The organism is Rhodococcus sp. ACS1 (genome assembly GCF_002300155.1).
GTDB lineage: Bacteria > Actinomycetota > Actinomycetes > Mycobacteriales > Mycobacteriaceae > Rhodococcus_F > Rhodococcus_F koreensis.
In genome coordinates this window covers 614,431-631,852 of the sequence record NZ_NSDZ01000008.1, presented here as the reverse complement: position 1 = coordinate 631,852, position 17,422 = coordinate 614,431, and the positions used below count along the sequence as shown (strand labels likewise).

Sequence of the window (17,422 nt, the reverse complement as noted above, 5' to 3'; positions counted from 1 at the left end):
GGTCAGTCGGCCAGTGCGTCGAGGATCAGGTCGTAGTCCTCGTCGGTGAGGAACCCGTGGGTGAGCGCGCGGCCGACCTGGTGGTTGAAGCCACCCTCCGACTGGGGGCGGACGTCATCGACGTCGGGGTACGCGCTCGACGCTAGGGGTTTGTCGTACTCCCAGCCGATCAGCTCGGCGCGCATCATCGCTGGATCGATCTCGCCGGCCGCGCACCTCGCGGCGACCTCATAGGCGGTGCCGCCGTGGGTGCCGGGACGGACATCCGGCGCCTCGACGCGGGCCCGCTGGAGCATCTGGCTGATCGCGGGCTGGCTGACACCGTTGACCTCCGCCAGCCGTGTCTGGGTGACCCCGCCCTCGTACAGTTGCCGCAGGTTACGCAGGAAACCGATATGCGCGACCACCTCACGCGCCCGGTTCTCGGCCATGCTGGAAAACAACCGGTCCCGGTCCATCATGATCGTCATAACCCACCTCCCCTATAAGCAATCTTATACCCGCAGGACCAGGCAGTAAAGGACGCCACAACAGCTCAGCGCGGGCCCCTCTACCCGTCGCGCCGCCGGGGCCGGTGACACGGCAACCAGCGCCCGCGTGGTTCCGCTCCGCTCGCGGCCCACCGGTCCGCAGGACGGCTCAGTCCTCTCCCTGTGTCAGCCTGCCGCGTCTGCGGTGCGGCGCACCGTGTGGCTCTGACCGCGTGGTCGATGCACCCTGTGACCGGTCGGTCTCCCACCTCCCCCAGCGGTCAGCGTGGCGCGCAGCTTCCGCACCCGCAGCCCGGACAGCTCCTCGAAGGAGTGCGCCCGCACCCCGCGGGACCGCAATGCGTCTACGGTCCCCGGTTCGTCGTCGACGAACGCCGACAACCATCGCCCGACGGCCCGGCAATGGCCGGCCTTGACCTCGACGGCCGTACGGTGATCGCCACGAGCCCGACACAACAGTGCTCGCCCCGGTGGAAAGCCGTTCTCACCCAGCCACATCCGGGTCTGCTCCGCGTACGAGACGGGCCGAGTCGTCGAATACACCACCACGAACCCCAGCCCGGCCACCACCTCCACCACATCCCGGCCCGCCTCGACCACTGCCGCCTGTCCGACATTGTCGAAGAACCGCTGCCACGCCTGCCAGCGGCCCCCATCCGAATTAGCCGCGGTCAGGAGGTGAGTGAACGCCGACAGGTCCGCCACACCGCCGTCGATGTCGACCATCACCACCCGCTCGCTCCCACTCACCTCCCCGAGGCTAGCCACCTGACCGGCAGACATCCCGGTGCCACGCCCACACCGACGAAGCTGCGGAGAGCAGCCCCGTGTCGTGCCCGCGCGAAAGCCGTAGAGAACGCAACAACCGTGTTCGACTCACGACCAGCTGCTGGTCACCACCTCTTGCAATCGGCTTCACCGACAACCGCCGCACGCCGTACGTCACCGAGACGGACGGGCTCACCGCTGGTTCGGGGTCGATCATCGGCACCACTCGACACCACCCGCCCGCGCGGTCATCGCGGGGGGGATTCGAATCGATGGGTACCGTCGAGAACACCTCGGCCTAACGTGGTCACGTGAGCGCAACTCGTATCGCCATCGACGAGACCGAACTCGACGCCGACGGCGTCGTCGCGCTCCTGACGCATGCGGTGGGAACGGAAGATCGGGACCGCCTCGACGTGGCGCTCCTGCCCTATCGGACCGGATCCGCGGTCCTCGCCGTCGCCCGATCCTCCCGGCTGCCGGTCGGTGTGATCGGATACAGCGCCGCACCCGATCGGACGACGCTGCTGCACCTCGCCACCGACCCCCACTGCCGACAACACGGCATCGGCACAGCCCTCATCCACTGGGTGCACGCACGCCATCCCAGCATCCCGCTCACCGCGGAAACCGACGCCGACGCAGTTCACTTCTACGAGAAGACCGGGTTCACCAGCACATCACTCGGAGAGAAGTACCCCGGCGTCGAAAGGTTCCTCGTCCGCCGGCCCCCATCCAACTGCTCGCCACAACGGTGATCATCACGGCCAGAACGATCATCGAGTACGTGTGACACCACGAACGCTGATGGAGGACGATCCAAGACATGAGCAGCCAGGTGATCGTCCTGACAGGTCTGTCCGGCACCGGCAAAATCCACCCTCGCCGACCTCCTCGCACGCGATCTCGGTGTGCCCTCCTTCGCCGGTGACTGGCTGCTCGGCGCACTCGCGCCCGCCCACCACGTCCTGGCCAAGCTGGACCGACCCGACTACCTCGCGATGTACCACAGCCTCCTCGAATCGCTGATCACCCGGCAGCTGATGCACGACCAAGGTGCCACCGTCGACTGCGCGGTCAACGACACCGTCGCACAGGCGCTGTCAAGTTGTCTGGGGTGCAACCGGTTCAGGGTGCGTCGGGCATCATGGGTGACCGGTTGGTCAGGCCGCGGGGGCCTGTTCGGTGACCTGATTCCACACCTGGAATCGGGTGCGTATCTCGGTGCGGTAGTCGGTGGCGGTCATCCGGTGCCGGTGCGGCCGAAAGTGTGGAGAGATGCGGCTGAACGAGGACAGAAATCTCTGGGCTGAGCCCACCGAGCGGAAGCCTTTCATCGCCCGTTTGCGTTGGCGGGTCGGTTGATAGGAGTTCTCGGCCCGATTGTTGAGATATTTCGATTGCCGGTGCTCGGTCTTCGAAATGGTGATCCGGTGGGCGACCTGGTAGCTGGCGAGTTGGTCGGTGACCAGCACCCGCGGGCTGCGGCCATGCCGTTTCAGGATCTTCCGGAAGAACCTGGTCGCTGCCTTCCCGTCCCGCTTAAATTGGATCAAGATGTCGATGACGTTGCCGTGCTGATCGACGGCCCGCCACAAGTACTTCCGGACCCCGTTGACCTTGATGAACACCTCGTCGAGATGCCACTTGTCACCCGGTTGGGGCTGACGCCGCCGCAGGCCCGCCGCGTATTCGGGGCCGAACTTCGTGCACCATGTGCGGATCGTTTCGTACGACACAACGATCCCGCGGGCGAGCATGAGCAGCTCGATCTCGCGGAAGCTGAGCGGGAACCGGTGGTACAGCCACACACAGTGGGAGATGATCTCCCGCGGAAACCGGAAACCCTTGTACATAGACACCACCGGATCATCCCAGATGGTCCGATCTCAACAACTTGACAATGCCCTTTCAATTGCTTACGGCCCCTTCCAGTGGCGTGCCGGTTTTGCCCGATTCGATCACCGTCGTGGTGTTCGATCTGGACGGGGTCCTGACGAGCACCGCCGTGTTGCACCGCAAGGCGTGGATGCACTCCATCTACGCCTACCTCAAGGCGCGGGACGCAACGAGATTCATGGAGTTCACCGAGCATCTCGTTGGTCCCTTGGGATCATCGTCTGGATGTTGGTCTTGTTGATGGGGAGGTCGCCCCGCTCGACGAGTGCTGTGGTGATGTCGCGGACCTCCTCCTCGTCGGACATGCGCCGTCGGAGCAGTGCGATCAGCGGGAAGTAGTCAATCACAGGCATGGTTCCATGCCGGTTGATGCATCTGAAGGTGGATGGTGTACTCGGGCAAACCGATTCGCGCGCACGATCGGCTGTTCTGGCGCCACCACTCCCTGATCGACCAGAGCCTGCACTCCCTCCTCGGGGCGACGACGACTGTCATCGCGATGATCACAGCCGGGCCATCGCCGGCTACACCATACTTTTGTCCGACAACTGTCGTCACGGTGCGGTCATCAAGGTCAAGGCCAGTCGCGGGCAGAGTCTGACTGCGGCGGCGGCCTCTGCTGCGCAGCCGGCCGGGATGTGAGGTTCGTGGGTGTGATCGAGGGGCACGGGGTAGCCCCAATCGTCTCGCCCGAGGATTCCGGGGAGCAGTTCGGTGCAGAGTCCCCGACCATCGCACTGGGTCCAGTTGATGTGCAGGCGCATGTGTGGGGCGGTGCGGGTGGTCATACGCGGGACTCCTTTCGGGAGTCGTGGCCAGTGACGGTTGTCAGCAGGGCCTCACACTGTCCGTCATTGTGAAGGAGGATGTCGGAGGCGAAGACGTCGAGTGCGCTGCGGACGAAACGGGCGGTGCCGTCTGGGTGCCGGCACGAACCACGCCCATCGACGAGATCAGCTATTCGGCGAATCTCGGTGGCGGCTCCCGTGGCGGTGGCGGTGCCGTAGGCGAGCTCGGTCAGCAACTGAGCCAGCCGGGGCAGGCCATTGATGCACGGCCCGCATTGGCCGGCACTCTGCTCGGCGAGGTAGGTGACGATGTCGGCCGATCGGGCCAGGCCGCAGTCACCGATCGCGAGCGCATGGACGATCCCGGCACCGGGACTCGCCCCCGCGCGTGCCATTGATGGGCGGCAGAGATGGAAGTCACCGAGCGAGGCCAGTGTGAGCCAGGTGCCGTGATAGCCCCCGACGAGCACGGACCGCAGGGTCCGCAGGTCGGTACCTCCGTCGTGACTGATCAGCTCCGCTATCGAGACACCGGTAGGTACCTCGACGACACCGCCGGCGCGGACGGCGCCCGAGAGGGTGACCAGCATCGTCCCGGGCTCGGACGGATCGCCGACCGACCGGAACCAGCGAGGTCCGTATCGCGCAATCAAGCCGATATGAGCCAGTGTCTCCACGTTCTGCACCAGCGTCGGTCGCCCTCGAACGCCGGAGACCGCGGTGCTGGCGAGCTGATCGCGGGGCAGCGCCGGACCGCCCTCGACACGGCTGACGACCGCCGACTTCTCGCCGGCGACGAACGTATCGGGTGCCTCGATCACATTCACGTAGGGTCGGTGCCAGCGGGCGTCGTGCCGCTCGTCGAGCGCGGCACGAACAGTGGCCAGAGCGCGGGTCGGGACGTATAGGAACAGTTCACGAGCCCCGATCGCCTCGCCGGCCAGGATCAGCCCGTCGAGAACGAGATGGGGGGCGTGTGCGAGCAGGGTTGCGTCCTTGCGGCTCTCAGGTTCACCTTCGGCCCCGTTGCCGATCGCGATCGCGCCGCGTCCGGTCGCCGTGGAGATCTTGCGACCCGTCGGGAACCCGGCGCCGCCACGTCCGACGAGCCCGGCTTCGTCGAGCAGTGCCGCCAGCGCACCCGGCCGCCGGAACTCGGGCAAGGAGCCGAATCGTCCATGATGCTCGGCGAGAGAAGGCCCGCCGGCGGCGAAGAGCCGACCCTGTTGTGGCCCGGACTCCTCCGGGAAGGCATCGACGGTCATGGCCACTCCTTGATCCGTGCGGTGGCGTATTCGACGAAATCAGCGCGAAGTCTCCAGGTGACGCTCGCGACCACGGTGGAAGCACAGACCGTCACGACGACGAGAAACCACACGTGCGACGGGTCGGTTCCATTTCCGAGTGCGTGTGCGAGCGCGATCGGCCACAGAGCGTACGTACCCCAGTGCACTGCCCGGAAAAGTCGCACGCCGATGCGGTGCCGCAGCACGCTTGTCACGACGACGACGAGCAGAACGTCGAAGGCCAGCGTTCCTAGACCGAGCCAGAACGGTTTGTAGGCACCGAGAAACGGTACGAAATTATCGACCAACCGCAGCTGCGCGTACGGATCTGCGAGCAGAGACAGCACGTGAAGTGCGACCAGGATTGTTCCGGCCAGGGCGGCTGCGCGGTGCACGTCAGCGACCGCAAACCGCGGCAATGACAGCATCGGGCGGCCGGAGCGGGTCGCGATTCCGAGCGCCACCGAAACGGTGAGAAAAACCAGTGCTGTGATGCCTGTGCCTCGCCCCAAGGCCCACATGGCTTGGTCCATTACCCCCCCCGATTTTCGTCTCGATACGACGACGGCCATGCCCCGACGGTGCGCACCGCGCGATCCCGTGTGACGAATCGTGCAGGCAACCCGAGGGTGCGCACCCAGTTCAGGGCGCGGTGCCTGCGAACGATGGCTGCGGTGGCGACGGTGTTCGCATCGACACAGGTGTAGGCCGCGACGGTGACGGTGCGCCAGACTGGGTCCACCGACCTTCCGGTGCGCGGATCGAGGATGTGGTGCACTATTTCTCCCCCGGTGCGCCAGCGGCGGCGGGTGGTGCTCGAGGTTGCCAGCGCAGCACCAGAGGGCAACGCGATACGACTCGCGGGGTCGTCCGCGGTGTCGTGGACAAGCACCTGCCAGCCTCCGGCGGGCGCATTGCCAGCGGTGGCGATGTCGCCTCCGAGGTTGACGAGAACGCCGCTGCCGGTCATTGCGGCAACCTGGCGGGCGCACCGGTCGGCGGCAAAGGCCTTGGCAGTGGCTCCGAGATCGAGCAGTACACCGTCGGGGACGGTAACCGTGCGGTCGCTCAGTTCGATCATCGACCACGACGCGGGCGTCGTGATCGTCGCCGATGGTGCCGGCTCGTCACTCAGGACGGCGAAGTCCCGGTTGTAGCCGAGAGCGACCACCGCGGCACCGACCGTCGGATCGACATCGCCGTCGGTCCGCCACGCAGCCGTCAGCGCCGTCAGGATCAACTCGGCGAGCAAGGGACTCACGTCGGTGGGCACGCCGCCCGACTTGCCGAGCACGCTGACCTCCGAATCGGGTCGAAATCGCGAGCACGCAGCCTCGACGAGATCGAGTTCGGCATCGATCTCGTCGCGCGCGAGAGAAAGAGCGGCGGGATCGGTGAGCACGATCTGCATGGTCATGCCCCACCGTGACCATCGCGACGCCACTAACTCACCGGTGGGTCCACGGCCGGTTGTCACTGTCATGACCCGTGCGAACTGGTGTGGTGCACACCGGAACCCGGGGACAGCGATGGTGCCGAACCGAATCCCGGCGTCGTGGCAGCCCCGGTACTCGATGAGGTCGGGACCTGGCCGGGCGCTGTGGGCCCCGCCGTGGTCGCTCCGGGATCCGATGCATCGACCGCGGTCAGCAGAGGATGCGTTGAGGTATCGGCATATGCCAGAGCGGATGCGCCGACGACGCCGACGACGCCGGCCCCGACCAGCACCCAGGTCGCCGCGACGACCCGCGCGAAACCGTCCCTCGGTTGTTCCATGCCAGTCCTTCGGTCACATGAACGTCGACGCCGGTTCCCGGTATGCAGGTGCCGCGTCGACAACTGTCGATACCAATGCTCACCGACGTTTCTGGGAGCATTCGAAGAAATGACCTGGCAGGCTCGACTCATGGCCGACCGCACCGCTGCCCCGAGGCTGCTTCTCGTCGAGGACGATCGTGCGCTCTCATCGATGCTCGTCGAGCTGTTCACCGACGAGGGGTACGAGGTCGATGTCGCACACGACGGGCAACAAGGTCTGCACCTCAGCCTGATCGGCCACTACGATGCGATGATCGTCGACCGCGGTCTGCCGGTGATGGACGGCGCCGAACTGGTGGCCGTTCTCCGGTCCCGTGGTGTCGTGACCCCGGTGCTGATCCTCACGGCTCGCGGCGCGGTGACAGACCGGGTCGAGGGCCTCGACGCCGGCGCGCAAGACTATCTGATCAAACCGTTCGACGTGCCCGAGCTGCTTGCACGGGTACGGTCGCTCCTGCGTCGACAACGCGACACCGCCGCAACCCTCACCGCCGGCGCGTGGCGGCTGGACCGGCTGACCCGCACCGTGAGCGATACGACCGGAGAGCGAGCTGACGTCGAGTTGTCCGAACGAGAGTGTGCTCTGCTCGCCGTCCTGATGAGCTCACCGCGACAGGTGTTCACCCGAACCCAACTACTCGAGTCGGTTTTCGATCGCGCCGACACACAAGGCGCCGTCGACACCTATGTGCACTACTTGCGACGCAAGCTCGGACGCGACGTGGTGCGCACCGTCCACGGAACCGGCTATCGGTTCGGTGACCGATGACACCCGCACGTACCACACCTCGCGCCAAACGTAGGCGTGGGCACTCGGCGACATCCAGTGACGTCGCAGTCGTTCGGCGTGCGGGCCAGATAGCGGCGGTGCAGGCCTCGGTCGCGTTGGCCGCGGTGCTGTTGGTGGTCGGGGCGGTGGTCTTGTTCGTCGATGTGCGCGTACAGAATCAGCAGATCACACGGCAACTGGTATCGGTCGCCGCCACTGCCGATGACGTCAACGACCCGCCACCGGGAATGACTTTGGCGCTGCGCGACCTATCCGGCAATGTGTCCGTGGGAGCTCACGCCACCGTGACCCTCGGGTTGCTCGCGGGCCCACCAGGTTTCTCCGATGTCGATGTCGACCATCGGCACTATAGGGCACTCGTCGCGGACAACACCCACGGCCGGGTCGTCGCGCTGATCGACCTCGAGCCGTTCGAGTCAGGTCGCAACCGACTGCTGCTCTCCCTCGGGGTGGCCGAACTCGCTGGTATCGCGGCATCGGTCGGTGTGGTGATTCTCCTGACGCGCCGTTCCATCCGACCGTTGACGCAGGCGTTGGACCTGCAGCGACGTTTCGTCGCTGACGCCTCGCACGAGTTGCGGGCGCCCTTGACAGTCCTACACACGCGTGCGCAGCTACTGGACCGCCGTCTCGATCGACTCCCCCCAGAGGAAATCAAGAAGCAACTCGGCGGATTGGTCGAGGACACCCGGGCACTCGGCGACGTCGTGGAAGACCTACTGGCTTCGGCGTCATTGACCACCGGATCCGCGCCGAAGGAGAAGGTCGATCTCGCCGCCGTGGCCGACAGAGTCCGCGACAGTATGTCTGTGCACGCGAAGTCTCTAGGAGTCACCCTCGAGTTCGAGCGCTCACCTTCCGACGCCGTCACCGAGGCCTTCACCGTCCTCGGCTCCAAAACTGCGCTCCGCCGGGCGGTGACATCCCTTGTCGACAACGCATTGACCCATCAGCGTTCGGGCGGAACAGTCCTAGTTCGGGTGCGGCGAGACGCCGAGCAGGTTGTCGTCGATGTTCGCGACACCGGTGCTGGACTCGACCCCTCGATCACGGGCACGCTGTTCAGTCGTTTCTCACACGGCGACAATCAACCTGGCAGTGGGCGCCGCTACGGAATCGGGCTTGCCCTCGTCCGCGAGATTGCACACGCCCACGGTGGAGAGATCACCGCCGCCGCAAACCCCCACGAGGGCGCGACCTTCACCCTCACGATTCCTGCCGCACCAACCGACCACTAGCTCGAGTTTCCCCATGAATCACCCCGCCACTTCCTCTGAGCGGCACAGATATGCGTTTCCTCGCACTGGAATTCACACCGAAGTCTCCCGCGGTGCGATGGGCCTGCACCCAACGGGAGTCGCGGTGCCGGCCACTCCACCTCTCGCCCCGGGTGACTACCGACACGCGGCCTCGTAGCGGTTGCCGCGATGGGCGGCGAATAATATTCAGCACAATCACATTACGTAACCGGACGCTTACGATTCTCAGCACAATATCAGGCACTCTGCTTCGACAGAGACCGCCGATCGACCCGCCGCGCAATCGGACAAATTTCCTCAGCTAGCTTTCAACAAGTCCAGCGTACTGTGGGAAATCCTGACTGATCAGCGTTCTACCCCTGATCGGTGGCTTCGCGGCATCTACAAATGCCGTTGCAGTGCAGTGTGTAAGAACTGGATATCGATGGACCCGAAACGAAACAGGATTGCTCGTGCGCACCAAATTCACGGAAATTCGATTGACCATGGTGCCCCCTCCGTCCGTCTCGGCACGAATCGCTCCGCGTGTTCCTCCACAAGCGCTAATGTCGCCGATCGTGACGACATTGCGTGACGCGCCGATGGCGCTTTTGCGATTCAATTACCGATTGATGCGTATCCCCTTGCAATTGGTGGAAGATGTCGCGTCCACAGAACTCGATGAGCAGGCACCAACTCGCCTCGCCTACGAACAACTGTTGATTCAGTACGATCGAGTAGCAGGCCACTTCCTCAACGACGAGGACGCCCAGGACCGTGCGGCAGAACTGCACCGGCATACCGTGGCCGTCCGAGCCGCGATCGCCCGCGACCATCAGCGAGTCGACACTGAGAGCGCAGCGCTCTTGGATCTGCAGCGTGCACGGTTTCATCAGCGCCGCACAGGCACCGACCCAGCGTAAACCTCTCCACCACCGTGCCGGGATATGGAGCCCGCGTTCGTGTTCGGACCGGGAAACTGGGGCACCGTGATGTTCTCGGTTTCTTGGCCACGCACGCTGAACACCATCCTCAGCGTCCTGCACCCGCAGTAGAAACTGCGTTTATGCACACCCAGCGCCATACCCTCAAGGCGACGGATCTCGACCGGAGACTGGGCAGTGCGCGAACTCGCGGACATTCTCCCTACCAACGAGATACGGTCCCACAGACGAAAGGACCGGGCAGGTTTGGATTCAGCGGCACCGAGGAGCCACTACCAGTGGCTGCGTGTGCCAGACACGTTACGGACTGGTTCGCAGCTGCGAACTCGGCCCGCGCGGAACCGAACACCCTTCCGAACTAGGGCGCGGTGCGAAACGCAACGGCACCCCACCGGGCGCCGACTCTTCTGTTACCCCGCAGCATCTGCGACTACGCCAGCGGTCGTTGCCATCTCTGGCCCCGGCTGGCTCCGCCGGGCGTCCGGGGTGAAGAATCGAGACGCCCGGGTGGCGGGACCCCGCCCGCTGCCGGCGTCACATGCGCTGCAGATTGGGCGGGTTCTGCCGCCCAAGAATGGAAGGGCAGCAGGGACTTACTACCGACCCCTAGCACCAACAAGCGGCCCAACGCTGCGGATGGATCGCTGGTCAGCTCACCTCCATCCCGTTCAGGACGTTCTCGATGTCCTCTCACCCAGCCGGGGGGCGGCGGGACAATAGATGCATGATCGACGCCGAAGGCGAACGGTTCGAGGACATGGTCATCCGGGCACTCGACAGTGTGCCACCGAAACTCGGGCGAGTGATGGCCAACGTAGCCGTCACCGTCCAACAGGACGCGGGTCCGATGGGTCTGCTCGGCCTGTACCAAGGAATTCCGCTGACCCACCGCACAACCCGGTACGCCGGTGTGTTGCCCGACCGGATCACGATCTACCGCCGAGCAATCTGCGCCATATGCCGCGGCGACGCCGAGGTTGTGGAGCAGGTCCGCCGGACCGTCGTCCACGAGGTCGGACACCACTTCGGCATCGACGATACCCGACTCCACGAACTCGGATGGTGAGCCACCCAACTCGCCCCCCGATACGACGGCCTAGCCCCTCACAGGTGACACGGCGAGAATCGACAGCGAGGGCCCGGCGTGTTCCTCACGGCGACGTGATCATTGATACCGGCCACCGCGTCGGCCCCGCGGCGCTGATCCAGATTGTCCTCCAGGTCGGTGATCGTCGCGATAAGAGCAATGCAGCCGCCGTTGGCCGATCTTCCGATGATGGGAAATTGCTCGAGTTCCGCAAGGGACTACGTCGCGGATTGCGCTCCCACTATGTATCCGAGTCGATGGATACGCCACGTTCGGTTGACCGCAGACACTGGCACAGTCACACCCCCACCCACCTCGACGCGCGGCGTCGACCTGGGAAAATGCCGAGGTCTAAGGGTGTCGACGCTCACGCCGCGGCCGCGGTTGTCAGGCGCATGCCCTGGAGTTTGTATAGTCTCATCGGCGCTCGGAACGACCTCTGGAGCGGAGTCTAAATAGTGACGAGGGGGCTCTGGTGCTGGTGCGACTTCCTGGGGTATACCCCGCGCAGCATGATTCATGGGCGTTGGTCGAAGCTCTGAAACAGGAGGCTCTCGGGCCCGATTCTCGAGTGCTCGATCTGTGCGCCGGTACCGGCATTGTGAGTGTGCGGGCGGCGGAAGCGGGTGCCGGGCAGGTGACGGCGGTTGACCTGTCGCGGCGCGCGTGGGCGACTACGTGGATGAACACCCGACTGCACGGTCGTTCGGTGCGAGTGGTGCGCGGTGACCTCACCGAGCCTGTCCGCGGCGAGCGTTTCGATCTGGTGGTGTCCAATCCGCCCTACGTACCCGCCGAGAATGACCGGGTGCCGGTCAGTGGGATCGCACGATGCTGGGATGCGGGCAAGGACGGTCGCGCGTTGCTCGACCGGATCTGTCTGCAGGTCCCGGACGTTCTCGCGGCCGGCGGGGTGCTGCTGCTCGTGCAGTCCTCATTTAGTGGGATCGAGAAGTCCCAGACGATGCTCGAAGAACAGGGTTTGCGCGTCAATATTGTGTCGCGGGTCGATATCCCTTTCGGGCCGGTGCTCGCGGCCCGAAGGGACATGCTCGTCCAGCGTGGGGTGATCGATGTGGGGCAGCACTGCGAGGAGCTTGTCGTGCTGCGGGCGGTCAAGTGAGGGGTGGTGCGGGTGCCGTCGCCCCGACTCTGACGCCCCACTCGTCGCGTCGAGTCGAAGACTCGACATCCTCGCCGGCACCGCCCGCTGTGGTTGGACACAGACCAGATGAGACGAGATCCGCGAGGCGAATGTGATCACCGGTAACGACCTGCCCGGGCCGGGGGCGCGCGTGATTCCTCTGACGGCGGCGCAGCGCTCCATATGGTTCGCCCAGCAACTCACCCCCGACGTCCCGTACGTGATCGCCCAGTACGTGGAGCTTCGCGGACCGGTCGACCTCGACCTGCTGGCCGAGGCCAGCGAGCAGGCACGCCGCGAACTGGGCGGAGGATTCATCAAGCTCGTCGACGTCGACGGGCACCCGCACCAGGTCCTGGGCACGACGTCGGCGAAACCGGTGCCCGTGGTCGACTTCCGTGGCGACTCCGTCGAGGCGGCCCAGGCGTGGATGCGGAACGAGAGCTGCGCGCCGATAGAGATGTACGGCGAGTCGTTGATCGTCTCGCACATCCTGCAACTGGCCGACGAGCACTTCTACTGGTATTCGCGCGCCCACCACATCGCGCTGGACGGGTATGCGGCGATGATGTCGATGCGCCGGGCAGCCGAACTGTATGTCGCCGCAATCGACGGCGTCGAAGCGCCTCGGCGCCAGGTGATCGACCCGGAACAGATAGTGCAGGAGGATGCGGAATATCGGTCCTCCCCGCGTTTCGGTCGGGATCGTGACTACTGGCACCGTCAGGTGCTCGAGCTTCCCCCGGCGGTCAGCCTCACCTCACACACAGCGCCACCCGGCGCCACGGTTCGGGTGGCCAGTGACTCCTTTCCGCTCGATGGCCCTTCGGCTCGAGGGAACGCGCGGGGGAGGGGCCAAAATCCGACGGCGCTGATCGTGGCCGCGTTCGCGGCATACCTCGCCCGGATGACCGGTGTCGACGATGTCGTCCTGTCACTGCCGGTGTCTGCGAGAACATCGGCCCGGCTCAGGGCCGCGGGTGGTTCGGTATCGAACGTTCTTCCGCTGACGCTGAAGGGAATTGGCTCCGCCACGATCACGGAGGCGATCGGGGTGGCCCGAGCTGCGCTGACGACTGCACTGCGCCATCAACGGTATCGCCGCGAGGACATCGGACGTGAGATGGACTCGGCAGGAAAAGGGTTCGCCCATTTCGGGCCAGTCCTCAATCTCATGCTCTTCAAGCAGGAGATCAGCCTCGGCGCGGTGACCGGCCGGGTGCGGGTGTTGACCACCGGGCCCACCGCGGACCTGTCGGTCAACATTTACCCCGGAGTCGCCGATTCGCTCCCCCGTGTCGATTTCGAAGGCAATCCGACACTGTACGACGAAGCGGAACTGCGCAGCCATCACCTCCGATTTACTACCTTCCTGAGATCGTTCACCGCGGCGATCGACACGGATCTCCCAGTCGCCGATCTCGATCTGTTCGCCACGGGCGAACGCGAACAGTTCACGCCGGCCATTGGTCTCGCGGACAGCGATCCGATCACGCTCGATCGACTTCTCACGGCGACGGTCGAGGCCCACCCGGAGGCCGTCGCGGTCCGCGACCGTGGACGGGCGGTGTCCTATGCCGAACTCGACTGCCGCGCAATCCAGGTCGCTCGGACCCTGATCGGGCACGGACTCGGACCAGAAGACCTGGTTGCGGTTGCGGTGCCGAGGTCGTACGAGTCGGTCCTGGCGCTGTGGTCGGTCGCGAAGACCGGCGCCGGGTATGTGCCCATCGATCCCACTCATCCGGTCGACCGGATCGAGTACACGCTCGGCGACTGCGGTGCGGCGGTCGGGCTCACCGTGTCCACCGAGCTCGAGCGTCTGCCCGATACCGTCCGGTGGCTGACCCTCGACGACGGCCACCTCACCGGCGGTGATGCTGGTCCCGGCTGCGCGACGGTAGCGGACCAGCATCGCGTTCGTTCGCTGCTCGTCGAGCACCCCGCTTACGTGATCTACACCTCCGGCTCCACCGGACGGCCCAAGGGTGTGGTCGTCACCCACCAGGGTCTGGCAAACCTCGTTCAGGAGATCCGCGACAACTACTCGGTGTCCGCACAGTCGCGTGTCCTGCATTTCGCCTCCCCCAGCTTCGACACCGCGCTGGTCGAGGTTCTCGCCGCGTGCATCGCCGGCGCCACGCTGGTCGTAACGCCCCCCGAGGTATATGGCGGACAGGAGCTGGCGTCGCTCGTACGCGACGAACACATCACCCACCTCCTATCGACACCCTCGGCATTGGCGTCCGTGGACCCGACGGGGCTCGACGACGTGGAGCTCGCGCTGGTCGGCGGCGAAGTGTGCCCCCCGGAGCTGGTGCGGCGCTGGGCCGGCGGGCGGGCAATGCGCAACGCATATGGGCCCACCGAAACCACCTGCAGCGTCACCCTGACCGCCCCGATCGCACCGGAGCAGAGAGTGACTATCGGATCCCTCATGCGCGGGGTGAGCGCCGTGGTACTCGACCACCGACTACATCCGCTGCAACCGGGCGCGGCCGGCGAACTCTATCTCGCCTCCGCAGGAGTGGCCCGCGGCTACCACCAGCAGCCAGCGCTGACCGGATCACGGTTCATCGCAAATCCGTTCGGCAAACCCGGTTCCCGCCTGTTCCGCACCGGCGACCGGGTTCGCTGGACCGGCGAGCACACCCTCGAATTCTTGGGCCGCACCGACGGACAGGTCAAGATCCGCGGGTTTCGCATCGAGCTCGGCGAGATCAACGCCGCATTGCACCGACACGACGACGTCACCTTCGCCACCACCGTGGTGCATCAGAACCCGGCCGGTGATCCCGTCCTCGTGTCCTACATCATGCTCCGCCCCGAGGCGGCAACCACACCCGGAACTCTGAAAACGGAAGTGGCCCGGTTCCTTCCGGACTACATGGTTCCGGCATCGATCATGGTCCTGGACACGGTTCCGCTGACACCGACCAAGAAGCTCGACCGCAGCGCCCTTCCCGCACCCGAGTTCGGCTCCGCCCCGGCATCGCGCCGCGACCCTACGACGGCAGCCGAACGCAGCGTCGCCAACGTGTTCGCCCGGATACTCGGAGTGCATCCGGTGGGTGCGGACGATTCGTTCTTCGACCTCGGCGGAGACTCTCTGTCGGCCACCCGGGTGGTCGCGGCGATCAACGCCGAACAGGGCACCACGCTCGGGGTGCGGGAACTCTTCGATACGCCCACGGTGGCCGCCCTCGCGCAGGTCGTCACCGAAGCCTGTGCTCACCGGGCTGACGACGACAGTGCACCCCGCCCGCAGGTGCGTGCCGTCACGGTGCCCGATCGCGTGCCGTTGTCGCCGTCGCAACAGTTCATCGACCGCACGATCACCACACCCGCGTTGTTCAACATTCCGTTCACCGTCAGGGTGGTCGGCGAACTCGACACCGACGCCCTGCGGCTGGCTACCGCGGACGTCCTCGAGCGGCACCGATCGCTACGAACGGTGTTCCCCGACTCCCCCACCGGACCGCACCAATGTGTCCTCGACGTCGCTGACGCCCTCCCCGATCTCGCCCCCGTGAAGATCCCGGCCCGAGACGCCGACGAACCGATAGCGCGTCTCCTCGAGACCGGGTTCGATGTGCGCGAGCAACCACCGCTGCGGGCCGGGCTGTTCGCGCTGACGACTCGCGAGCACATCCTGGCGTGCGTTATCCACCACATCGCGGCGGACGGCTGGTCGCTGGCGTTGCTGGCCCGCGATCTCGTCGCCGCGTACACCGCCCGCGCCGCGGGCGCGGCGCCAGAGTGGGCGCCCGCCGAGGTGCAGTACGCGCAGTACAGTGTGTGGCGACGCGAACTCCTCGGCGCCGAGACCGACACCAAGAGCCTCGCATCCCAGCAAATCGCGTACTGGAAAACGGAATTGGCGGGACTTCCCGGCGAACTCTCACTGCCGGCCGACCGCCCGCGACCACGAGAATGGTCATATGGTGCGGGCCGTGAGAGCTTTCAGATCGATCAGCGCACCCATCGCACCCTGTTGACCCTCACCCACCAGCAGCACGCCTCATTGTTTACCGCGCTGCGTTCGGCCGTGGCCATGCTGCTCGCGCGGTTGAGCGGGGACCGCGACATCGCCATCGGCACCCCGGTCGCGGGCCGCGGGGATCCCGCGCTCGACGACGTGGTGGGCATGTTCGTCAACACCATCGTGCTGCGTACCCACATCGACCCGGGCATGGGCTTTGCCGAGATCGTCGATCAGTCCCGCGACGTGGAACTGCGTGCCCTCGCCCAGTCCGAGGTGCAGTTCGAGCGGCTGGTCGAGGTGCTCGATCCACCCCGCTCATCATCGCTGCATCCGTTCTTCCAGGTCGCACTGTCGCTGAACAACTTCATTCCCGCCACGTTGAATGCCGACGTGTTGCGCTTCGAGATCACCCCTCGGCCCCTCGACATCGCCAAATGCGACCTGCACTTCCATTTCACCGAACGCCACGACACAGCGGGGCAGCCCGCCGGCATCGACGCCGAACTCGTGTACTCGACGGACCTGTTCGACGCCTCCACCGTCCGGTCGTTCATCGACGGCCTGCAGGTCGTCCTCGCAGAGATCGCGCCATCAACCCTGCACCGCCCGGGTCTGCCGGCCAACCGGTAGTTTCCTCCGGCCTCAGCGCTTTCTCAGCGCGACCCGCGATACTGGCGTCATGTCTACTGTCAGCGGCTTGCCCGCCCACGTGCTGCTCGTCCACTTCATCGTGGTCCTGGCTCCCCTGACAGCGATCCTGGTCATCGTATGCGGTCTGTGGCCCGCCGTCCGACGTCGACTCGTCTGGCCCACCCTCGTCCTCGCCGTCGTGACCACCGTCTTGACCCCGCTGACCACCGACGCCGGCGAATGGCTCGAGAAGCACGTCGCCAGGTCGGCCACCGTGCACACCCACACCGAACTGGGCGACACGATGATCTATTTCTCCGCCGCCCTTCTCGTGGTCGCCCTAGTTGTCACCGCGGTCCATCTCCGCGAACGAAAGACGGACCCGTCACGGGCGCTCACACTGGTCGTCGCCGCCCTCGCGCTCGTCGTGGCAACAGCGACCATCGTTCAGGTCTACCGAATCGGCGAATCGGGTTCGCGCGCCGCCTGGAGCGACGTCATCACCACCACCACCAGCTCCGCCCCGTAAACGCCGACCGAATAGCAACGGGTGC

Annotated in this window: 17 protein-coding genes and 2 pseudogenes; 10 read left to right on the top strand and 9 right to left on the bottom strand. The window is 65.6% G+C overall.

Translation table 11 applies throughout. From position 1 onward, the window contains the following. Positions 1–2 precede the first annotated feature (2 nt). Positions 3–470: a hypothetical protein gene (locus CJ179_RS37190; protein ID WP_095864764.1), complete on the bottom strand. Its 468-nt coding sequence runs from the start codon at positions 468–470 to the stop codon at positions 3–5. Between the two features lie 186 nt (positions 471–656). Continuing rightward, entirely contained in the window at positions 657–1,241 is a 585-nt protein-coding gene (locus CJ179_RS37185) for a hypothetical protein (protein ID WP_179377795.1), read from the bottom strand. A 329-nt stretch (positions 1,242–1,570) separates the two neighbouring features. Here CJ179_RS37185 and CJ179_RS37180 point away from each other — a divergent pair, with 329 nt between their 5' ends. After that, entirely contained in the window at positions 1,571–2,017 is a 447-nt protein-coding gene (locus CJ179_RS37180; protein ID WP_095864763.1) for a GNAT family N-acetyltransferase, read from the top strand. A gap of 405 nt (positions 2,018–2,422) precedes the next feature. Here the strand turns inward: CJ179_RS37180 and CJ179_RS37175 are convergent, their stop codons facing one another. Beyond that, positions 2,423–3,115, bottom strand: a complete 693-nt coding sequence (locus CJ179_RS37175; RefSeq protein WP_095864762.1) for an IS6 family transposase — start codon at positions 3,113–3,115, stop codon at positions 2,423–2,425. A gap of 47 nt (positions 3,116–3,162) precedes the next feature. Here CJ179_RS37175 and CJ179_RS54215 point away from each other — a divergent pair. Further along, a pseudogene (locus tag CJ179_RS54215) lies at positions 3,163–3,351 on the top strand (hypothetical protein); the annotation flags it as partial. Here CJ179_RS54215 and CJ179_RS37170 read toward each other — a convergent pair. Continuing rightward, positions 3,344–3,463: a hypothetical protein gene (locus tag CJ179_RS37170; protein WP_373560180.1), complete on the bottom strand. Its 120-nt coding sequence runs from the start codon at positions 3,461–3,463 to the stop codon at positions 3,344–3,346. The pseudogene CJ179_RS54215 and the gene CJ179_RS37170 sit on opposite strands and share 8 nt — an antisense overlap. Positions 3,464–3,543: 80 nt before the next feature. On the opposite strand from CJ179_RS37170, the pseudogene CJ179_RS53315 reads away from it, so the two are divergent. Next, positions 3,544–3,648, top strand: a pseudogene (locus CJ179_RS53315) (class II glutamine amidotransferase); the annotation flags it as partial. Between the two features lie 64 nt (positions 3,649–3,712). Here CJ179_RS53315 and CJ179_RS37160 read toward each other — a convergent pair. The 5 genes from CJ179_RS37160 to CJ179_RS37140 form a co-directional block, all read right to left on the bottom strand. Further along, positions 3,713–3,946: a ferredoxin gene (locus tag CJ179_RS37160; RefSeq protein WP_007297726.1), complete on the bottom strand. Its 234-nt coding sequence runs from the start codon at positions 3,944–3,946 to the stop codon at positions 3,713–3,715. Continuing rightward, positions 3,943–5,211 (bottom strand): NADH-ubiquinone oxidoreductase-F iron-sulfur binding region domain-containing protein, encoded by a 1,269-nt coding sequence (locus CJ179_RS37155; protein ID WP_095864761.1) that lies wholly within the window; start codon positions 5,209–5,211, stop codon positions 3,943–3,945. The genes CJ179_RS37160 and CJ179_RS37155 overlap by 4 nt, the downstream gene beginning before the upstream one ends. Then, the gene (locus CJ179_RS37150) at positions 5,208–5,765 is read right to left on the bottom strand and encodes a ferric reductase-like transmembrane domain-containing protein (RefSeq protein WP_218834887.1); all 558 of its coding nucleotides are present in this window, start codon (positions 5,763–5,765) and stop codon (positions 5,208–5,210) included. Before CJ179_RS37150 ends, CJ179_RS37155 begins: the two co-directional genes overlap by 4 nt. Beyond that, positions 5,765–6,649, bottom strand: coding sequence for an FAD:protein FMN transferase (locus CJ179_RS37145; RefSeq protein WP_095864760.1), 885 nt, complete (start codon positions 6,647–6,649; stop codon positions 5,765–5,767). The genes CJ179_RS37150 and CJ179_RS37145 overlap by 1 nt, the downstream gene beginning before the upstream one ends. A 62-nt stretch (positions 6,650–6,711) precedes the next feature. Next, positions 6,712–7,008 (bottom strand): hypothetical protein, encoded by a 297-nt coding sequence (locus tag CJ179_RS37140; protein WP_095864759.1) that lies wholly within the window; start codon positions 7,006–7,008, stop codon positions 6,712–6,714. Between the two features lie 130 nt (positions 7,009–7,138). Between CJ179_RS37140 and CJ179_RS37135 the strand changes: the two genes are divergently transcribed. The 7 genes from CJ179_RS37135 to CJ179_RS37105 all read left to right on the top strand — a co-directional run bounded on the left by CJ179_RS37135 (position 7,139) and on the right by CJ179_RS37105 (position 17,397). Then, a complete protein-coding gene (locus tag CJ179_RS37135; protein ID WP_095864834.1) occupies positions 7,139–7,819 on the top strand; it encodes a response regulator transcription factor in 681 nt (226 codons plus the stop codon). Positions 7,820–7,917: 98 nt separating this feature from the next. Then, positions 7,918–9,078, top strand: a complete 1,161-nt coding sequence (locus CJ179_RS37130) for a cell wall metabolism sensor histidine kinase WalK (protein ID WP_095864758.1) — start codon at positions 7,918–7,920, stop codon at positions 9,076–9,078. Positions 9,079–9,644: 566 nt separating this feature from the next. Then, complete coding sequence (locus CJ179_RS37125) at positions 9,645–10,001, top strand: hypothetical protein (protein WP_095864757.1); 357 nt, start codon at positions 9,645–9,647, stop codon at positions 9,999–10,001. Between the two features lie 745 nt (positions 10,002–10,746). Next, positions 10,747–11,088 (top strand): metallopeptidase family protein, encoded by a 342-nt coding sequence (locus CJ179_RS37120; protein ID WP_095864756.1) that lies wholly within the window; start codon positions 10,747–10,749, stop codon positions 11,086–11,088. A 496-nt stretch (positions 11,089–11,584) separates the two neighbouring features. Continuing rightward, positions 11,585–12,232 (top strand): HemK2/MTQ2 family protein methyltransferase, encoded by a 648-nt coding sequence (locus CJ179_RS37115; RefSeq protein ID WP_095864755.1) that lies wholly within the window; start codon positions 11,585–11,587, stop codon positions 12,230–12,232. Positions 12,233–12,365: 133 nt separating this feature from the next. Next, complete coding sequence (locus CJ179_RS37110) at positions 12,366–16,868, top strand: non-ribosomal peptide synthetase (RefSeq protein ID WP_095864754.1); 4,503 nt, start codon at positions 12,366–12,368, stop codon at positions 16,866–16,868. Between the two features lie 49 nt (positions 16,869–16,917). After that, complete coding sequence (locus tag CJ179_RS37105; protein ID WP_095864753.1) at positions 16,918–17,397, top strand: DUF2231 domain-containing protein; 480 nt, start codon at positions 16,918–16,920, stop codon at positions 17,395–17,397. The last annotated feature ends 25 nt before the right edge of the window (positions 17,398–17,422 follow it).

Bases quoted from the DNA above. Each gene is read 5' to 3' on its own strand.
- CJ179_RS37150 (WP_218834887.1), bottom strand. From the start codon at position 5,765: ATGGACCAAGCCATGTGGGCCTTGGGGCGAGGCACAGGCATCACAGCA.
- CJ179_RS37155 (WP_095864761.1), bottom strand. From the start codon at position 5,211: ATGACCGTCGATGCCTTCCCGGAGGAGTCCGGGCCACAACAGGGTCGG.
- CJ179_RS37105 (WP_095864753.1), top strand. From the start codon at position 16,918: ATGTCTACTGTCAGCGGCTTGCCCGCCCACGTGCTGCTCGTCCACTTC.
- CJ179_RS37160 (WP_007297726.1), bottom strand. From the start codon at position 3,946: ATGACCACCCGCACCGCCCCACACATGCGCCTGCACATCAACTGGACC.
- CJ179_RS37125 (WP_095864757.1), top strand. From the start codon at position 9,645: ATGTCGCCGATCGTGACGACATTGCGTGACGCGCCGATGGCGCTTTTG.
- CJ179_RS37140 (WP_095864759.1), bottom strand. From the start codon at position 7,008: ATGGAACAACCGAGGGACGGTTTCGCGCGGGTCGTCGCGGCGACCTGG.
- CJ179_RS37170 (WP_373560180.1), bottom strand. From the start codon at position 3,463: ATGTCCGACGAGGAGGAGGTCCGCGACATCACCACAGCACTCGTCGAG.
- CJ179_RS37175 (WP_095864762.1), bottom strand. From the start codon at position 3,115: ATGTACAAGGGTTTCCGGTTTCCGCGGGAGATCATCTCCCACTGTGTG.
- CJ179_RS37135 (WP_095864834.1), top strand. From the start codon at position 7,139: ATGGCCGACCGCACCGCTGCCCCGAGGCTGCTTCTCGTCGAGGACGAT.
- CJ179_RS37120 (WP_095864756.1), top strand. From the start codon at position 10,747: ATGATCGACGCCGAAGGCGAACGGTTCGAGGACATGGTCATCCGGGCA.
- CJ179_RS37145 (WP_095864760.1), bottom strand. From the start codon at position 6,649: ATGACCATGCAGATCGTGCTCACCGATCCCGCCGCTCTTTCTCTCGCG.
- CJ179_RS37190 (WP_095864764.1), bottom strand. From the start codon at position 470: ATGACGATCATGATGGACCGGGACCGGTTGTTTTCCAGCATGGCCGAG.